15 protein-coding genes are annotated in these 17,379 nt (G+C 60.3%); 9 read left to right on the top strand and 6 right to left on the bottom strand.

Annotation, left to right across the window (positions count from 1 at the left end):
• Window positions 1-11 precede the first annotated feature (11 nt).
• Entirely contained in the window at window positions 12-374 is a 363-nt protein-coding gene (locus JEM67_RS00745; RefSeq protein WP_199636385.1) for a YibL family ribosome-associated protein, read from the top strand.
• 30 nt (window positions 375-404) lie between these two features.
• On the opposite strand, the gene JEM67_RS00750 is transcribed toward JEM67_RS00745, so the two are convergent.
• The 5 genes from JEM67_RS00750 to fdhD form a co-directional block, all read right to left on the bottom strand.
• Window positions 405-1,184: a class I SAM-dependent methyltransferase gene (locus JEM67_RS00750; protein WP_199636386.1), complete on the bottom strand. Its 780-nt coding sequence runs from the start codon at window positions 1,182-1,184 to the stop codon at window positions 405-407.
• A 53-nt stretch (window positions 1,185-1,237) separates the two neighbouring features.
• Complete coding sequence (gene yiiM / locus JEM67_RS00755) at window positions 1,238-1,909, bottom strand: 6-hydroxyaminopurine reductase (RefSeq protein WP_013810958.1); 672 nt, start codon at window positions 1,907-1,909, stop codon at window positions 1,238-1,240.
• 97 nt (window positions 1,910-2,006) lie between these two features.
• Window positions 2,007-3,932 (bottom strand): methyl-accepting chemotaxis protein, encoded by a 1,926-nt coding sequence (locus tag JEM67_RS00760; protein ID WP_199636387.1) that lies wholly within the window; start codon window positions 3,930-3,932, stop codon window positions 2,007-2,009.
• A 124-nt stretch (window positions 3,933-4,056) separates the two neighbouring features.
• Window positions 4,057-4,677, bottom strand: coding sequence for a superoxide dismutase [Mn] (gene sodA, locus JEM67_RS00765; protein WP_199636388.1), 621 nt, complete (start codon window positions 4,675-4,677; stop codon window positions 4,057-4,059).
• A gap of 127 nt (window positions 4,678-4,804) precedes the next feature.
• Window positions 4,805-5,632, bottom strand: coding sequence for a formate dehydrogenase accessory sulfurtransferase FdhD (gene fdhD, locus JEM67_RS00770; RefSeq protein ID WP_199636389.1), 828 nt, complete (start codon window positions 5,630-5,632; stop codon window positions 4,805-4,807).
• A 145-nt stretch (window positions 5,633-5,777) separates the two neighbouring features.
• Here fdhD and fdnG point away from each other — a divergent pair, with 145 nt between their 5' ends.
• The 8 genes from fdnG to selB all read left to right on the top strand — a co-directional run bounded on the left by fdnG (window position 5,778) and on the right by selB (window position 16,008).
• Window positions 5,778-8,825: a formate dehydrogenase-N subunit alpha gene (gene fdnG, locus JEM67_RS00775; protein ID WP_199636390.1), complete on the top strand. Its 3,048-nt coding sequence runs from the start codon at window positions 5,778-5,780 to the stop codon at window positions 8,823-8,825.
• 12 nt (window positions 8,826-8,837) lie between these two features.
• Window positions 8,838-9,737 (top strand): formate dehydrogenase subunit beta, encoded by a 900-nt coding sequence (fdxH, locus tag JEM67_RS00780; RefSeq protein WP_004950673.1) that lies wholly within the window; start codon window positions 8,838-8,840, stop codon window positions 9,735-9,737.
• Window positions 9,734-10,369: a formate dehydrogenase cytochrome b556 subunit gene (fdoI, locus tag JEM67_RS00785; protein WP_013810963.1), complete on the top strand. Its 636-nt coding sequence runs from the start codon at window positions 9,734-9,736 to the stop codon at window positions 10,367-10,369. The genes fdxH and fdoI overlap by 4 nt, the downstream gene beginning before the upstream one ends.
• Entirely contained in the window at window positions 10,369-11,298 is a 930-nt protein-coding gene (gene fdhE, locus JEM67_RS00790; protein WP_199636391.1) for a formate dehydrogenase accessory protein FdhE, read from the top strand. Before fdoI ends, fdhE begins: the two co-directional genes overlap by 1 nt.
• A 127-nt stretch (window positions 11,299-11,425) precedes the next feature.
• Window positions 11,426-12,067, top strand: a complete 642-nt coding sequence (locus tag JEM67_RS00795) for a DcrB-related protein (RefSeq protein ID WP_199636392.1) — start codon at window positions 11,426-11,428, stop codon at window positions 12,065-12,067.
• A 35-nt stretch (window positions 12,068-12,102) separates the two neighbouring features.
• The gene (locus JEM67_RS00800; RefSeq protein ID WP_199636393.1) at window positions 12,103-12,708 is read left to right on the top strand and encodes a glutathione S-transferase; all 606 of its coding nucleotides are present in this window, start codon (window positions 12,103-12,105) and stop codon (window positions 12,706-12,708) included.
• 70 nt (window positions 12,709-12,778) lie between these two features.
• On the top strand, window positions 12,779-14,170 hold the full coding sequence (gene selA / locus JEM67_RS00805) for an L-seryl-tRNA(Sec) selenium transferase (protein ID WP_199636394.1): 1,392 nt from the start codon (window positions 12,779-12,781) through the stop codon (window positions 14,168-14,170).
• Window positions 14,167-16,008, top strand: coding sequence for a selenocysteine-specific translation elongation factor (gene selB / locus JEM67_RS00810; protein ID WP_199636395.1), 1,842 nt, complete (start codon window positions 14,167-14,169; stop codon window positions 16,006-16,008). Before selA ends, selB begins: the two co-directional genes overlap by 4 nt.
• A 47-nt stretch (window positions 16,009-16,055) precedes the next feature.
• Here selB and JEM67_RS00815 read toward each other — a convergent pair whose 3' ends face one another.
• Entirely contained in the window at window positions 16,056-17,303 is a 1,248-nt protein-coding gene (locus tag JEM67_RS00815) for an MFS transporter (RefSeq protein ID WP_199636396.1), read from the bottom strand.
• Between the last annotated feature and the right edge of the window lie 76 nt (window positions 17,304-17,379).

The raw sequence follows: 17,379 nt of genomic DNA on the forward strand, positions 1-17,379 counted from the left end.
GGCCATAAACCATGAAAGAGAAAGAAAAGGCAGAGATTAAGCGCCTTAGCGACCTGCTGGACGCACTGAATCACAAAGACACGGCGGTGATCCAACAGGGCAATATCGACCTGATTGCCCAGCACACCAAAGAAAAAGAGAAGCTGGCGACGGAAATCGAACGTCTGAAAGGCGTGCGCGTCGAGAAGCTGAGTGCGGAAGCGCAAAAGCTGAGCCAACTGCCCTTCAGCCGTGAAATCACCAAGAAAGAGCAGGCGGACATGGGCTCGTTGAAAAAAAGCGCGCGCGGCCTGATCGTGGTGCACCCGATGACCGCTCTGGGCCGTGAGATGGGCCTGAAAGTGGTCACCGGCTACGCCAAAAAAGCATTCTGAAAATCGGGCGCCGTCTGTGGCGCCCCGTTTTCATTGCTTGGTGGTGAAATACGCCTTGGTCTGATAGGGCACGGTCACAGTGTCCTTGCCCTGCAATTCCCCTTCCTCCGCCACCAACTGGCGAATCTGATCGATCACCTGTTCCTGCCGTTGCGGCGGCAAGGCGGCGATAAAGCTGGTTGAACGCACCCGGTTGTAAATCACATCTTCTGCTGCGCCCTGGTGGCCGAACATAAACACCTGCTCCTGCAACGCTTCGAACCCCTTGACCGGAAACAGTTTGCGCCATTCGCCAGTGTAGAAACGCGGTGCGTCGCCCTCGTGTCTGTCGACAATCTGATTCAGCTTGCGCACCCAGCTCACGCGCGCATCGCGCATGTTCCATACCAGACCCAGCTTGCCGCCGGGCTTGAGGATACGCTGAATTTCAGCCAGCGCCTGCGGCGTGGCGAACCAGTGGAAGGACTGCGCGCAAACCACGGCGTCGACTGATTCGTCCGGCAGCGGAATCGACTCGGCGGTGCCCGCCAGCGTTTTCACCTGAGGCAGCGCTGCCGACAGTTTTTCCAGCATCTGCGCTACTGGTTCGACGGCGATCACCTGCGCACCGGTTTCCAGCAGGCGCGGGGTGAATTTGCCGGTACCGGCGCCGAGGTCGATGACCGTCATGCCGGCGTGCAGGCCGATAACCTCACGCAGCCAGGTGGCGATCTCCGGCGGATAATCCGGTCGCCCTTTCACGTAGCGGTCGGCATTGGCCTGATAACCCACGGCTGCGGCGTGGTGGATCGAATGAGAGGGGGGGGTCATAGCTTCTGCTCCTGGCTGAAAGAGGTTGCACAACAGTATACCTGGGGTCTTTTTCAACGCCCCAACAGACGGCGGTTAAGGTTTTCGATACGGCCGGTAGTGATGCGAGTCAGCATGGTTTTGCTCCAGCTCGCGGACAGCCCGGCGACCGCCAGTAGACGGCGATACTGCTCTTCATCGAACGGCATATGCCAGGCAATGCCGATGGCTTCGGCCACAGAGATGTCGCTGTTGCGTGTCGCCAGCTCCAGCGGACGATCGCCGCTGACGACGCCGGCGGACACCACCCGGTACAGCCAGCCGCAGCGGCCGCTCTGCTGCATCAGCACCGAGATGTCGTCGATTGCGAAGTGGTAGTTGAGTTTGAAGCAGGGAGAGCGCGGCTGGGTGACCTGAATCAATGCCTCGCCCCAGCGGAAGATATCGCCCATAAACACGTTGTGCTCGCTCAGCCCCAGCGTGGAAATATTCTCGCCGAAAGCCGGCGCGCAGAACTGTTCCGCCTGTGCAGGAAACTGTTCCCGCCAGTGGGCGTAATGTTCGCGCGGATAGTGGCACAAAGCGCGGTCCGGCCCGCCGTGATAGCTTTTTTCCGCCTGCTCGTCGCCTTCCAGGCCGAGCGGGGTCAGCTTGATGGCGCCGTCCACCAGGCGTTTGGCGATGCCGCTGGGCCGCCCGCCGTCATAAGGCTGGATGGTGCCGATATAAACCTCAGGGTGATGCATATGCGCCTCCGTTCTTTGCGTCAGAGGTTCAGCATAGCCTGAGTTGATCGGGAGGGACAGAACATCCCGCCCGAAAATAACCGGGCGGGGAGGGGCATCAGAACGTGGTCCAGTTGTCTTGCGCTGTTGCTGACCGCGCTTTAATCACCGGGGCTTTTGGCGCGCCGGCTTTCGCCACGGCGGCGGGGGCTTTCTGCTCCGCCAGGCGGAATACCGAGACGCTTTGCAGCAGCATTTCAGCCTGCTCTTCCAGCGAGTCGGCGGCGGCGGCGGATTCCTCCACCAGTGCGGCGTTCTGCTGGGTGGTATGATCCATTTCGACAATCGCCTGGCCGATCTGGGCGATACCGCGCGTTTGCTCGTCGGAGGCGGCGGCGATCTCCGCCATGATATCGCGCACGTGGGTCACCGAGAGGACGATTTGCTCCATGGTGCTGCCGGTATTCTCCACCAGGGTGGTGCCGGTTTGCACCCGGCTGACCGACTCGGCGATCAGCCCTTCGATCTCTTTTGCCGCCTGGGCACTGCGCTGTGCCAGATTACGAACCTCGCTGGCCACCACCGAGAAGCCGCGCCCCTGTTCGCCGGCGCGTGCCGCTTCTACGGCGGCATTGAGTGCCAGAATATTGGTCTGGAAAGCAATACCGTTGATCAGGGTGGTAATTTCGGCGATTCGTCGCGAACTGCTGGAAATATCGCGCATGGTGCTGACTACGTTCTCTACCAGCTTGCCGCCCTGTTGGGCGGTTTGCGAAGCCTCGGTAGCCAGTTGGTTGGCGTGGTGGGCGTTTTCGGCGTTCTGCTTCACCGTGGCGGTCAGTTGCTCCATGCTGGCGGCGGTCTCTTCTACCGCTGCCGCCTGTTGTTCGGTGCGAGAGGACAAATCGGTGTTGCCTGCGGCAATCTCCGCCGCAGCGGTAGAGACCTGGCTGACCCCCATCTGGATTTTCTCAATCATATCGCGCAGGTTTCGGCTCATCGCCGCTACCGCATTCAACAATTGGCCGAGTTCATCGCGGCGGGTGCTGGTCTGCGCCTGACGCAGATCGCCGTTGGCGATGCGTTCCGCCAGCGCCAGAGTGCTGCGCAGCGGCCGGGTGATTTGCAGCGTGATGCGCCAGGCAATCAGCAACCCGGCGATAATGGCAATCAGCGTGGTGATGCCCATCTGCAGCTGCGCCGCATTAATGTCGTTATGGGTTTGCGCCAGTTCGTCCCGCATAAAGGCGTTGACCAGCGTACCGACTTCCTGGGCGCTGTCCCCCAGCCGCTGGCTGGTCTGCTGTTCCTGTTCATAAGCCGGCAGATAAGCTTCGATTCGGTTTTTGTAGTCGTCGAGCGCGCTCAACAGCGGTTGCAGCAGGGGGCGCTGGGCATCGCTGAGCCGTCGGCTGAGTGCGTTTGCTGTGCTGCGCGCGTCATCAATCGCCGCTAACAGCGGCGCTTCGGATTCACGGTTCAGGCTCAGCAACAGGCCGCGTGCGTCGTAGCGCACCAGGGTCAGTTTCTGATTCAGCTGCACAAAAGCCAGTTGCAGGTCGCCATTGGTCAACTGGCGCTCCACCTGATTCAGGCTGTCTTGCACTTCCGACATGTTCCAACTTTGGCGTATCGCATCTTTTGCCGCTACCGCCTTTTCGAAGGCGTTTTGCTGCTGCTGGTATTGGCCGATCAATACCACCAGGCGTTGCAGATCTCGCCGGCTTTGGGTATCCCAGTCCAGCGTCTGGCCCTGGTTGATCAGCCGTACCGCGTTTTCGATATTGGCGCGGTTATTCTTCAGGTACTCAGGCCGGTAGGTCTGGCCGAACAGCGCGCGGTTATATTTGGCCTGATTGATTTCGTCATTCAGCCGGTTGCTGAAATCGATGCGGTAGGCGCGGGATTCGATGATATTCAGGTATTGTGCGCCGGTGCCGGCGATGATCGCCGTCAGCAGTAGCATCAGACCAAACCCCAGGCCGAGCTTTTTACCCACGGTGAGATGAACGAACTTTCCTGCCAGTGTTTGCAATGCCGCCATATTATTTTTCCTTTGCGGGCGAACGTCTATTGAACAAACCATCGGCAAAGGGCGGTCAAACTTTAGCGGATTTTGGGTAAAAAAATGCCCGCTTCACGCGGGCATCATCAGTGCTGGGGGCGAATTACTTCTTCGCAGCGAAGCGTGCTGCCGCTTCGTCCCAGTTAACCACGTTCCAGAACGCTTTGATGTAGTCTGGGCGTTTGTTCTGATATTTCAGGTAGTAAGCGTGTTCCCACACGTCCAGGCCCAGGATTGGGAAACCTGAAGCGCCGGCAACGGCTTCGCCCATCAGCGGGCTGTCCTGGTTAGCGGTAGATACCACGGCCAGTTTGTCGCCTTTCAGCACCAGCCAGGCCCAACCTGAACCGAAGCGGGTTGCTGCGGCTTTCTCGAACTCTTCCTGGAATTTCTCGACGCTGCCGAAATCGCGTTCGATAGCGGCTTTCAAATCGCCACCCAGCGTGGTGCCGATTTTCAGGCCTTTCCAGAACAGGCTGTGGTTAGCGTGGCCGCCGGCGTTGTTACGCATGAAAGTGCGCTTGTCGGCTGGCACTTTATCCAGATCCTGGATCAGCTCTTCAACGCTCAGCGAAGCCAGCTCAGGGTACGCTTCCAGCACGGTGTTCGCGTTGTTGACGTAAGTCTGGTGGTGTTTGGTGTGATGGATTTCCATCGTCTGCTTGTCGAAATGCGGTTCCAGTGCGTCGTAGGCGTACGGCAGGGATGGCAGTGAATAACTCATAATCATCATCTCCAGTGGGGTATGGGCGGCGCAAGGTGCGAGCACCGCGTAAGCAGTCGGATCATTATAGTTAATTAAATGATCTTGAAAATGATTATCAATGCCCTACTTAGTGTAAGGGATTAAATTAATCCACAATGCGCTGCGGGTGAGTAAACACCGTGGCGCGGCCGGGTTTGCTGAAACCGACCAACGTCAGGTTGCTGCGCTCGGCGATTTCTACGGCCAACGAGGTGGCCGCGGAAACCACGAACAGGATCTCGACGCCGCACATCGCGGATTTTTGCACCATTTCATAGCTGGCGCGGCTGGAGACCAGGATCGCGCCCTGTTGCCAATCTTGCTTCGCGCGCACGCCGAGCAGCTTGTCGAGCGCTACGTGGCGGCCGACGTCTTCACAGCCGCCCAGCAGGTCACCCTGCGGCGAAATCCAGCTGGCGGCGTGGGTGCAGCCGGTGAGCTGCCCGACGTTCTGCACCTGCTTGAGCTGCCCCAGCGCGTGGTCGAGGTTGGCGAGAGAAAAGCGTTGGGTGAACGGCAGCACAGGCAGCGGACGGAAGATGTCCGCCAACTGTTCGATGCCGCACACGCCGCAGCCGGTGCGGCCCGCCATGGTGCGGCGGCGCTCCTTCAACCCGGCAAAGCGGCGGCTGGAGAGCTCAATTTGCACCTCCAGCCCGTTACAGGTTTGGTTAATCTCTATACTGTAGATATCGCGCGGTGACTCGATAATGCCTTCGGACAGCGAAAAGCCGAGGGCGAATGCCTCCAGATCTTTTGGCGTGCACATCATCACCACGTGAGAGATGCCGTTATAGACCAGGGCGACCGGCACTTCTTCCGCCAGCCAATCCGGCTGTGCGGTGGCGAGCTGCCCGCGCTGATAAACCTGGGCCTGGGTCACCCCTGTGAGCGGGGTCTCATTTATGTGCTGCTCTGGGTTTATAGTGTTCACTTAACTGGCACCTGTTTGTAACAACCCCATATACGCTGTGGTAATATTGCCGCGTAAAAACAAGATCGATTTTAGCGCTTCCCGCTTCAAGGGGGAAAGCGCCATTTGAAACAATGTGACAATCGAGAGTGAAAGGAGACCCCCCATGCAGGTCAGCAGAAGGCAGTTCTTTAAGATCTGCGCTGGCGGTATGGCAGGAACGACGGTCGCCGCACTGGGCTTTGCCCCGGAAGTGGCGTTAGCGGAGACCCGGCAGTACAAACTGCTGCGCGCCCGTGAAACCCGTAATACCTGTACGTATTGTTCCGTCGGCTGTGGGCTGTTGATGTACAGCCTTGGTGATGGCGCCAAAAACGCCAAAGAAAGCATATTCCACATTGAAGGAGACCCGGATCACCCGGTAAACCGCGGCGCACTTTGCCCGAAAGGCGCGGGGCTGGTCGACTTCATCCACAGTGCAAGCCGTCTCCAGTTCCCGGAGTATCGTGCGCCAGGCTCAGATAAATGGCAGCGCATTACCTGGGACGATGCCTTTACCCGCATCGCCAAACTGATGAAGGAAGACCGTGACGCCAACTTCGTGAAAACCAACGAACAGGGCGTCACCGTCAACCGCTGGCTGAGCACCGGCATGCTGTGTGCCTCCGCCTCCAGTAACGAAACCGGGTATTTAACCCAAAAATTTAGTCGCGCTCTCGGCATGCTTGCCGTAGACAACCAGGCGCGTGTCTGACACGGACCAACGGTAGCAAGTCTTGCTCCAACATTTGGTCGCGGTGCGATGACCAACCACTGGGTTGATATCAAGAACGCGAATCTGATTATCGTCATGGGCGGTAATGCGGCGGAAGCGCATCCGGTGGGGTTCCGCTGGGCGATGGAAGCCAAAATTCACAATAAAGCCAAGCTGATCGTCATCGATCCGCGCTTTACCCGTACCGCATCGGTGGCGGATTTCTACACGCCGATCCGTTCCGGGACCGACATCGCCTTCCTGTCGGGCGTGTTGCTGTACCTGATCAACAACGACAAGATTAACCGCGAATACGTACATGCCTACACCAACGCCAGCCTGCTGGTGCGGGAAGACTTTACCTTCGAAGACGGCCTGTTCAGCGGCTACGACGCCGAAAACCGCAAATACGACAAAACCACCTGGAATTATCAGCTCGATGAAAACGGCTTCGCCAAGCGCGATCTGACGCTGCAGGACCCGCGCTGCGTGTGGAACCTGCTGAAACAGCACGTCAGCCGCTATACGCCAGAGGTGGTGAACAATATTTGCGGCACGCCGACCGAGGATTTCATCAAGGTCTGCGAATACATCGCCGAAACCTGCGTGGCGGATAAAACTGCATCATTCCTGTACGCCCTGGGCTGGACTCAGCACTCGGTCGGCGCGCAGAACATCCGCACCATGGCGATGATCCAGCTGTTGCTCGGCAACATGGGCATGGCGGGCGGCGGCGTCAACGCGCTGCGCGGCCACTCCAATATCCAGGGCCTGACCGATCTGGGCCTGTTGTCGCAGAGCCTGCCGGGCTATATGACGCTGCCGTCGGAGAAACAGACGGATATCGACACCTACCTGAAGGCCAACACGCCGAAGGCGCTGCTGCCGGGCCAGGTGAACTACTGGAGCAACTACCCGAAATTCTTCGTCAGCATGATGAAGAGCTTCTACGGCGACAAGGCGCAGAAAGACAACGGCTGGGGCTTTGACTGGTTGCCGAAGTGGGACAAAGGCTACGACGTGCTGCAGTACTTCGAGATGATGTCGCAAGGGAAGGTCAACGGCTATTTGTGCCAGGGCTTTAACCCGGTCGCGTCGTTCCCGAACAAAAACAAGGTCGTGGCCTCGCTGTCGAAGCTGAAGTTCCTGGTGACGATAGATCCGCTCAACACCGAGACGTCCAACTTCTGGCAGAACCACGGCGAGTTCAACGACGTCGATCCGTCGAAGATTCAGACCGAGGTGTTCCGCCTGCCGTCCACCTGCTTTGCCGAAGAAAACGGATCGATCGTTAACTCCGGCCGCTGGCTGCAGTGGCACTGGAAAGGCGCGGACGCCCCGGGTGAGGCGATGAACGACGGGGAAATCCTGGCGGGCATTTTCATCCGCCTGCGCGAGATGTACGTGCGTGAAGGCGGCGCGGTGCCTGAACAGGTGCTGAACATGACCTGGGATTACCTGACGCCGGAAAATCCCGCTTCGGAAGAAGTGGCGATGGAAAGCAACGGCAAGGCGCTGGCGGACATTCTGGACGCCGACGGCAAAGTGCTGGCGAAGAAGGGCGAACAGCTCAGCACCTTCGCTCACCTGCGCGACGACGGTACCACCGCCAGCGGCTGTTGGATCTTCGCCGGCAGCTGGACGCCGGCCGGCAACCAGATGGCGCGGCGCGATAACGCCGATCCGTCCGGCCTCGGCAACACGCTGGGTTGGGCCTGGGCCTGGCCGCTCAACCGCCGCATTCTGTATAACCGCGCTTCGGCCGACCCGCAGGGGAAACCCTGGGATCCGAAACGTCAGTTGCTGGAGTGGGACGGCGCCAAGTGGGGCGGGGTGGATATCCCGGACTACAGCGCCGCCGCGCCGGGCAGCGACGTCGGGCCGTTTATCATGCAGCCGGAAGGCATGGGCCGCCTGTTCGCCACCGACAAAATGGCGGAAGGGCCGTTCCCGGAACACTACGAGCCGTTCGAAACGCCGCTCGGCACCAACCCGCTGCACCCGAACGTGATCTCCAACCCGGCGGCGCGCGTGTTCAAGGACGATCTGGCGGCGATGGGCACCTCCGACAAGTTCCCGTATGTCGGCACCACCTATCGTCTGACCGAGCACTTCCACTACTGGACCAAGCACGCGCAGCTCAACGCCATCGCGCAGCCGGAGCAGTTTGTGGAGATCGGCGAGAAGCTGGCGGAGAAAAAAGGCATCAAGCACGGCGATACGGTGAAAGTCAGCTCCAACCGCGGCTATATCAAGGCCAAGGCGGTGGTGACCAAGCGTATCCGTACTTTGCAGGTGAACGGCCAAGACGTCGACACCATCGGCATCCCGATCCACTGGGGTTACGAAGGGGTGGCGAAGAAAGGCTTTATCGCCAACACGCTGACGCCGTTTGTCGGCGATGCCAACACGCAAACGCCGGAGTTCAAGGCGTTCCTGGTTAACGTGGAAAAGGTGTAACGGAGACGAATTATGGCAATGCAATCTCAGGACATCATTCGTAAATCCGCCACCAATGGTTTCACGCCGGCCCCGCGCGCCCGTGACCACCAGGAAGAAGTGGCCAAACTTATCGATGTCACCACCTGTATCGGCTGCAAGGCCTGTCAGGTGGCCTGTTCCGAATGGAACGACATCCGCGATGAAATCGGCAGTAACGTCGGGGTGTACGATAACCCCGCCGATCTGACGGCCAAGTCGTGGACGGTCATGCGCTTCTCCGAAGTGGAGGAAAACGGCAAGCTGGAATGGTTGATCCGCAAGGACGGCTGCATGCACTGCGCCGATCCGGGTTGCCTGAAGGCTTGCCCGTCGGAAGGCGCAATCATTCAGTACGCCAACGGCATCGTCGACTTCCAGTCCGAGCACTGCATCGGCTGCGGCTACTGCATCGCCGGCTGCCCGTTCGACGTGCCACGCATGAACAAGGACGACAACCGGGTATACAAATGCACCCTGTGCGTCGACCGCGTTGATGTCGGCCAGGAACCGGCCTGCGTGAAGACCTGCCCGACCGGCGCGATTCACTTCGGCACCAAGGACGCGATGAAGCAGATTGCCGCCGAGCGCGTCGGCGAGCTGAACACCCGGGGTTATCAGAACGCCGGTCTGTACGATCCGGCGGGCGTGGGCGGCACCCACGTGATGTACGTGCTGCATCACGCCGACAAACCGCAGCTGTATCACGGTTTGCCGAATAACCCGACCATCAGCCCGGCGATCACGTTCTGGAAAGGCGTGTGGAAACCCCTGGCGGCCATCGGCTTTGCCGCCACCTTTGCAGCCAGCGTGTTCCACTATGTCGGCGTCGGACCCAACCGCGTCGAAGAGGAAGACAACGACGAGCTGCACGATGAGGAGACGCGCAAATGAAGAAGGAAAAGCGGATTCAGCGCTACAGCGCGCCGGAGCGGATTAACCACTGGATTGTGGCGTTCTGCTTTGTGTTCGCCGCCATCAGCGGGCTGGGGTTCTTTTTCCCCTCCTTCAACTGGCTGATGAACATTTTCGGTACGCCGCAACTGGCGCGCATCCTGCATCCCTTTGTCGGGGTGATTATGTTTGCGGCCTTCCTGCTGATGTTCCTGCGTTACTGGAAGCATAATCTGATCAACCGGGAAGACATCGTCTGGGCCAAAAACATCCACAAAATTGCCATGAACGAGGAAGTGGGCGACACCGGGCGTTATAATTTCGGTCAGAAGTGCGTATTCTGGGCAGCTATCATCAGCCTGGTGCTGCTGCTGGCCAGCGGTGTGGTGATCTGGCGGCCGTACTTTGCGCCGTCGTTCCCGATACCGCTGATCCGCATCGCGCTGCTGGTGCATTCGCTGGCGGCGGTCGGCCTGATCATCGTGATAATGGTGCACATTTACGCCGCGTTGTGGGTAAAAGGCACTATCACCGCGATGGTCGAAGGCTGGGTGCCTGCGGCCTGGGCTAAAAAACATCATCCGCGCTGGTACCGAGAGGTCCGCGAGAAACAACAGGAAGACAAACCCTGATGAGCATCCGCATCGTTCCTAAAGAGCAGTTAGGGGCACAGCGCGAGAAGTCCACAACGGCGGAGACAATTCCGCCGTTACTTTTCGCCAATTTGAAAAGCCTCTACAGCCGCCGCGCCGAACGCCTGCGCAAGCTGGCGACGGACAACCCGCTGGGCGACTACCTGAACTTCGCCGCGCAACTGGCCGAAGCGCAGCACCATGCGTTGCACGACAACCCGCTGCAGCTGGATCTGACCGAAGCGCTGCTGAAGGGCGCGGCCAGCGGCAAGCCGCCGCTGGATTTGAGCGTCTATCCGCGCAGCGAGCATTGGCACCGGCTGCTGGGATCGCTGATCGCCGAACTGCGTCCGCAGGCGCCGGAACACATTCTGGCAGTGCTGGATAACCTGGAAAAGGCGTCAGCGCATGAGCTGGAGCTGATGGCCGACGCCTTGCTCAACCGCGAGTTCGGCAACATCGGCAGCGAGAAAGCGCCGTTCATCTGGGCCGCGCTGTCGCTCTATTGGACGCAAATGGCAAGCCAGATCCCCGGTAAGGCGCGCGCGGAATATGGCGAACACCGTCAGTTCTGCCCGGTGTGCGGCAGCATTCCGGTCTCCAGCGTGGTGCATATCGGCACCGTCAGCGGCCTGCGCTATTTGCACTGCAACCTGTGCGAAAGCGAGTGGCACGTGGTGCGGATAAAATGCAGCAACTGCGAGCAAACTCGCGATCTGAATTACTGGTCGCTGGACAGCGAGCTGGCGGCGGTGAAAGCGGAAAGCTGCGGCGACTGCGGCACTTACCTGAAGATTTTGTATCAGGAAAAAGATCCGCATATCGAGGCGGTGGCCGACGATCTGGCCTCGCTGGTGCTCGACGCCAAGCTGGAAGATGAAGGTTTTGCCCGCAGCAGCATCAACCCGTTCCTGTTCCCGGGGGAGTAAATCGCAAAACGCCGGTATTTGCCCCTTACGAGTGGTCAGATGATGAATTTCAGACTGTGCATCTGGCATTCACAGGGGCGAGTTGCTACGTTTACGCAATGACGCGCAACGCGAAAGGAAAGGGACGATGTTGAAGACCATTGCGAAACTCACGGCGATCGCCGTTCTGGCGATCGGGCTGTCGGCCTGTGACAACAAGGAAGACACCAAACCGGCAGTACCTAAGCCGGACCCCAAGCCGATCGTGACGCAGCCCATTGCGCCACCGGCACCGCCGGTGGAAAGCGAGCCTGTGGGGCTGAAGGTATCGCTGCAAAGGGGTAACGTGACCTTTTTACTGCCGGCGGGGTTTAGCGATCAGACCCAGAACAGCGGCATCATCAACGACAGCAAATCCACCATTCAGCGTTTCCTCGACGGCAAGACACGCCAGAGTACCGTCTCCTCTGAAGTGGTCCCGCCTGACGACATGAAGCTCAACACCAGCGATAAAATGCTGAAAGATCTGACGCAAAGCATCATCACCGAGCTGGCCGACCGCTATCAGAATATCAAGACCACCAAAGAAGAGAACTTCAGCGTCGGCAAGCAGAAGTTTCATCGGCTGGATACCGAGCAAAGCGTCAATGGGCAAAAGGTACTCTCCACCTTTGTGCTGACGGTATTGAATAAAAGGGTGGTGACGTTGCAAATGCTGTCACCGGCCAAAACGCCGGAGGCGCACCAGGCGCTGGTTCAGCGGATTATCGACACGTTGGTGGTGAAATAACAACGCTGTGTTTCGACAGCGCGGGGGGAAGACGAATGAAGCTGATAGGCAGCTATACCAGCCCTTTTGTACGCAAGATTTCCGTGATGCTGCTGGAAAAGGGGATCGCGTTCGAATTCGTTAACGATCCGCCGTATGAGCCGGGTAGCCGGGTGGTGGAGCTGAATCCGCTCGCGAAGGTGCCGGTGCTGGTGGCCGACGACGGCGTGGCGTATTACGACTCGCGGGTGATTGCCGAATACCTCGAACTGCTTCCCGCTGCCCCGGCATTTTTGCCCGCCGATCGCGCGGTTGCGCTGCGTATTCGCCAGGTGGAAGCGCTGGCCGACGGCGTAACCGAAGCCGCCGCCACGCTGTTTCGCGAGAGCAAACGCGCATCGGAAAAGCAGGACGAAAACTGGATACTGCGCCAGCGCGACAAGCTGACGCACGGGCTGGACGCTCTGGAGAAACTGGCGCAGGAAAAGACGCTGCTGAATGCCGCCGAGCTGACGTTGGCGGACATCGCTACCGGCTGCGCGCTGGGCTACCTCAATTTCCGCCGCATCATGCCCAACTGGTGCGTCGAACGGCCTGCGTTGATCAAACTGGCCGAGCGGCTGTTTGCCCGCGAAAGTTTTGCCCGCACTTCACCCCCCTGAATTCCCTCACCCCGCTTTGGCGGGGGTTTTGCTTTATGCCGACATCATCACACAAAAAAACCGAGCGACCATGAGCACTGAATCCCACCTTCTTTACAGCCAGTTACCCGCCATCGACCGCCTGCTGCACGATCCCGCTATCGAACCGCTGGTGGCACAATACGGCCAGACGCTGATTAGCGATCTGCTGCGCGAATTACAGTTGCAGGCGCGTGAGACGATCAAGCAGCAGCAGCGGCTGCCCGATTGGTGCAGCGACTGGCCGCAGGCGCTCAGCGCCGGTTTGGCGCAACGGCAGCGTTCGGCGCTGACGCCGGTCTTCAATCTCAGCGGCACTGTGCTGCACACCAACCTTGGCCGTGCCCTGCTGGCGCAACCGGCTATCGAGGCGGTGAGGCAGTCGATGGGAGCGGCGGTGACGCTGGAATACGATCTGGACGGCGCCGGGCGCGGGCATCGCGATCGCGCCGTGGCGGATTTACTGTGCCGGCTGACCGGCGCGGAAGATGCCTGCATCGTGAATAACAATGCGGCGGCCGTGTTGCTGATGCTGGCGGCGATAGCGCCCGGCAAGGAAGTGGTGGTGTCGCGCGGTGAGCTGGTGGAAATCGGCGGCGCGTTCCGCATCCCCGACGTGATGCGCCAGGCGGGCTGCCGGCTGGTTGAGGTCGGCACCACCAATCGTACCCACCTGAAAGATTACCGCAACGCCATCAACGAACAGACCGGGCTGCTGATGAAGGTGCACACCAGCAACTACAGCATCCAGGGCTTTACCGCTGCGGTGGATGAAGCCGAACTGGCGCAGCTTGGCGCTGAATATGGCGTGCCGACCGTCACCGATCTGGGCAGCGGTTCGCTGATTGATATGGCGCAATACGGCCTGCCGGCCGAGCCGATGCCGCAGCGCCTGCTGGCCGCCGGGGTGGATCTGGTGACTTTCTCCGGCGACAAGCTGCTGGGTGGTCCGCAGGCCGGGATTATCGTCGGCAAAAAGGCGCTGATCACCCGGTTGCAGCAGCATCCGCTTAAACGTGCGCTGCGTGTCGGCAAACTGACGCTGGCGGCGCTGGAAGCCACGCTGCGCCTCTATCAACAGCCTGAATGGTTGGCGGAGCAACTGCCGACGCTGCGGCTGCTGACCCGCCCGCAGCAGGCGATGCAGGCCACCGCCGAACGCTTGCTGCACGCGCTGGAACCGCAGTTTGGCGAACGCTTCCAGCTGCGCGCCGAACCGTGCTGGTCGCAGATTGGCAGCGGCTCGTTGCCGGTGGACAGGTTGCCCAGCTACGCATTGACCTTTACGCCGCTCGACGGCCGTGGGGCGACGCTGGAAGCGCTGGCAGAACGCTGGCGCCGCCTTCCTCAGCCGGTGATCGGCCGGATTAACGACGGCCGGCTGTGGTTGGATTTGCGCTGCCTTGAGCAGGAACAGGCGCTGATCGAGGCGTTAAACGCATGATTATCGCTACCGCCGGCCATGTCGATCATGGCAAAACCACCCTGTTGCAGGCGATCTCCGGGATCAACGCCGATCGCCTGCCGGAAGAAAAGCGCCGCGGCATGACCATCGATCTGGGCTATGCCTACTGGCCGCAGCCCGACGGCCGGGTGCTGGGTTTTATCGACGTGCCCGGCCATGAAAAATTCCTCGCCAATATGCTGGCGGGCATCGGCGGCATCGATCATGCGCTGCTGGTGGTGGCCTGCGACGACGGCGTGATGGCGCAAACGCGTGAACATTTGGCGATCCTGCGGCTGAGTGGGCGCCCGGCGCTGACGGTGGCATTGACCAAGGCCGATCGGGTGGACGAAGCACGGGTTGACGAGGTGCGGCGGCAGGTCAGCGATGAACTGGCGCGGCAGGGTTGGCCCGATGCGCCGCTGTTTGTCACCGCAGCAGTGCGGGATCGGGGGATTGACGCCCTGCGCGCGCATCTGCTGGCGTTACGGCCTGATGAGCATGTGCTGACGCGCCGTTTCCGGTTGGCGGTAGACCGCGCCTTCAGCGTGAAAGGGGCGGGTCTGGTGGTAACAGGCACCGCGCTGGGTGGGCAGGTGGCGGTAGGGGATACGCTGTGGCTGACCGGTGCGGACGTTCCGGTGCGGGTACGCGGCCTGCATGCGCAGAATCAACAGGTTGAGCAGGCGCAGGCCGGGCAGCGCATCGCACTGAACATCAGCGGTGACGTCAGCAAAGAGCAGGTGGCTCGCGGTGACTGGTTGTTGGCGAAAAAGCCGTTGCAGGCGGCAGAACGCATTCTGGTGGCGCTGGATACCGACCAGCCGATAAAGCATTGGCAACCGCTGCATCTGCACCACGCCGCCAGCCATATCACCGGCCGGATTTCGTTATTGAATGAACACCTGGCGGAATTGATCCTCGATCGCCCGCTGTGGCTGGCGGACAACGATCGGCTGGTGCTGCGCGATATCGGCGCCCGCCAGACCCTGGGCGGCGCACGGGTGCTGAGTTTGACGACGCCGAAACGCGGTAAACGCCAGCCGGATTACCTTGCCTGGTTGGCGGCATTGGTGCAGGCCGGCGACGATCGCCAGGCACTGGCGCTGCATCTGCCCAACGGGCCGCTGGATCTGGCGATGTTCGCGTGGGCGCGGCAACTGACCGACGGTGGGCTGTCAGAGCTGTTGGCGGACCATGAATGGCTGATTGCCGGTGAGTGGGCGCTGGCGCAGGAGAATGCACAGCAGGGCCAACAGCGCTTGCTGCAAGTCTTGGTCGAGTATCACCACCAGCATGCCGATCAGCTTGGGTTGGGACGAGCGCGCCTGCGGCGCATGGCGTTGCCTTCGTTGCCTGAAGCGCTGGTGTTTATGATGATCGATCGGTTGCTGGCCGCCGGCAGCGTGCGCAATACGCGCGGCTGGCTGCACTTGCCGGAGCATGGCCTGGCGTTCAGCGCTGAAGAACAGATTCTGTGGAGCCGTATTGAGCCGCTGTTCGGTGACGAAGCCTGGTGGGTGCGCGATTTGGCCGCAGAATTGGGTGAGGAAGAGGCGCCCGTGCGGGCGACGCTGCGTAAAGCGGCGCAGCTCGGTCATATCGCGGCAGTGGTGGTGGACCGTTACTATCTCAGCCAGCGTATCGAACAGTTCGCCGCGTTGATCCGCGAGTTGGATGCGACGCAGGGCAGCGCCAACGCCGCGGATTTCCGCGACAGGCTCGGCGTCGGCCGCAAGCTGGCGATCCAGGTGCTGGAATTTTTCGATCGCAGCGGCTTTACCCGCCGCAAGGGTAACCAACATCTGCTGCGCGACGGCGGGCTGTTTGGCAGTTGATGGTAATCGCTAAAGAAGAAAAAGCGGGGCGTTAGCCCCGTTTGTCGTTACAGCGCTTTGTTAGGCGTGGGTGTTGCGTCGCCGCTGCGGCGTTTGCTGAGGAACAGCGCTACCAGCGCCAGCCAGCACAGGCCGCTGATCAGGTTAAACAGGTTGAACAACCCGCTGCCGCCCCAGACATAGGCCACTTTCGCCAGCTCGATGCCGACGGTAAACACCAGCATGCTCAACATGCCCATGGTGGCGGAGACCGTCCCTTTGCTGACGGCGCTTGAGAACAGCGTCAGGCGGTACAGCCCGGCGTTGGCCAGCCCGATACCGAAGGCGTACAGGCTCAGCCCGGCGGTCATCCACAGATAGGCGTGGCTGGAGAATAGCGTAGCCAGTGCCGCGACCAGCAGCCCCAGCATCATAGGTACCGCGCCCAGCTTGATCAGGCGCTCTACGCTGTTTTTGCCGGTCAGGCGCGCCAGCGTCAGGTTGCCGAGGATCAGCGCGCCGAACACCGGGATCTGCAACAGGCCGTAATCCAGCGTCGACAGCGATTCACCGCTGATCAGGATCACCGGCGACTGGGCAATCCAGGCCAGCAACGGCAGGCTGGCGAAACCGATGGCCAGCGCCCCGCAGACAAAGCGGCGGTTGCTCAGTACCTGGCGATAGTCGCGCCACAGGTTGGCGGCCGAGAATTTATCGCCCTGTAGCGAGGCGGTTTCCGGCATCGCTTTCCACAAGCCGTAAAAGGCAATCGCCGCCAGCGCCGCAAACAGCACGAACATGCTCTGCCACGGCGCGACGTGGATCAGCGCAGCCCCGGCCAACGGCCCGAGCAGCGGGGCGATCAGCGCCACGTTGGCCATCAGCGCGGTGATTTTTATGCACACCGATTCCTCGAAGGATTCCTGTATCGTGGCGTAGCCGACCGCGCCGATAAAGCACAGGCCAATGCCCTGCAGGAAACGCATAAAGATAAACTGCTCGATGTTGGTCACCAGCAAAATGGCCAGACAGGCGACGATAAAGAACGCCACGCCGGCCAGCATTACCGGGCGGCGACCACGTCGGTCCGACAGCGGGCCGAGCAGCCATTGCAAGAAAATACCGCCGGCCAGATAGGCGGTCATGGATGTCGGCACCCACTCTTCACCGGCGTTGAACTCCGCCACCACCGCCAGCATACCGGGCTGGATCATATCGTTGGCGATATAGGTGGCAAATTCGAACAGCACCAGACAAAGAGGGAATAAAAGCGCCTGTCGGCCCAAACGTGCCGCAGGTGGTAATGTCGTTTTCATATTTATAGTACTGATAGTGAAGAAGAAAAAAGGAACTGCCAGGGCGGGAAGCGCAAACTGAGCGAGTTATGGCGGC

Origin of the sequence: Serratia sp. PAMC26656, from assembly GCF_016469055.2 — a bacterium.
Lineage (GTDB): Bacteria > Pseudomonadota > Gammaproteobacteria > Enterobacterales > Enterobacteriaceae > Serratia > Serratia plymuthica.

What these genes read in the sequence shown, in the direction of transcription:
- JEM67_RS00745 (WP_199636385.1), top strand. Translation starts at nt 12, where the DNA reads ATGAAAGAGAAAGAAAAGGCAGAGATTAAGCGCCTTAGCGACCTGCTG.
- JEM67_RS00750 (WP_199636386.1), bottom strand. Translation starts at nt 1,184, where the DNA reads ATGACCCCCCCCTCTCATTCGATCCACCACGCCGCAGCCGTGGGTTAT.
- yiiM (WP_013810958.1), bottom strand. Translation starts at nt 1,909, where the DNA reads ATGCATCACCCTGAGGTTTATATCGGCACCATCCAGCCTTATGACGGC.
- JEM67_RS00760 (WP_199636387.1), bottom strand. Translation starts at nt 3,932, where the DNA reads ATGGCGGCATTGCAAACACTGGCAGGAAAGTTCGTTCATCTCACCGTG.
- sodA (WP_199636388.1), bottom strand. Translation starts at nt 4,677, where the DNA reads ATGAGTTATTCACTGCCATCCCTGCCGTACGCCTACGACGCACTGGAA.
- fdxH (WP_004950673.1), top strand. Translation starts at nt 8,838, where the DNA reads ATGGCAATGCAATCTCAGGACATCATTCGTAAATCCGCCACCAATGGT.
- fdoI (WP_013810963.1), top strand. Translation starts at nt 9,734, where the DNA reads ATGAAGAAGGAAAAGCGGATTCAGCGCTACAGCGCGCCGGAGCGGATT.
- fdhE (WP_199636391.1), top strand. Translation starts at nt 10,369, where the DNA reads ATGAGCATCCGCATCGTTCCTAAAGAGCAGTTAGGGGCACAGCGCGAG.
- JEM67_RS00795 (WP_199636392.1), top strand. Translation starts at nt 11,426, where the DNA reads ATGTTGAAGACCATTGCGAAACTCACGGCGATCGCCGTTCTGGCGATC.
- JEM67_RS00800 (WP_199636393.1), top strand. Translation starts at nt 12,103, where the DNA reads ATGAAGCTGATAGGCAGCTATACCAGCCCTTTTGTACGCAAGATTTCC.
- selA (WP_199636394.1), top strand. Translation starts at nt 12,779, where the DNA reads ATGAGCACTGAATCCCACCTTCTTTACAGCCAGTTACCCGCCATCGAC.
- selB (WP_199636395.1), top strand. Translation starts at nt 14,167, where the DNA reads ATGATTATCGCTACCGCCGGCCATGTCGATCATGGCAAAACCACCCTG.
- JEM67_RS00815 (WP_199636396.1), bottom strand. Translation starts at nt 17,303, where the DNA reads ATGAAAACGACATTACCACCTGCGGCACGTTTGGGCCGACAGGCGCTT.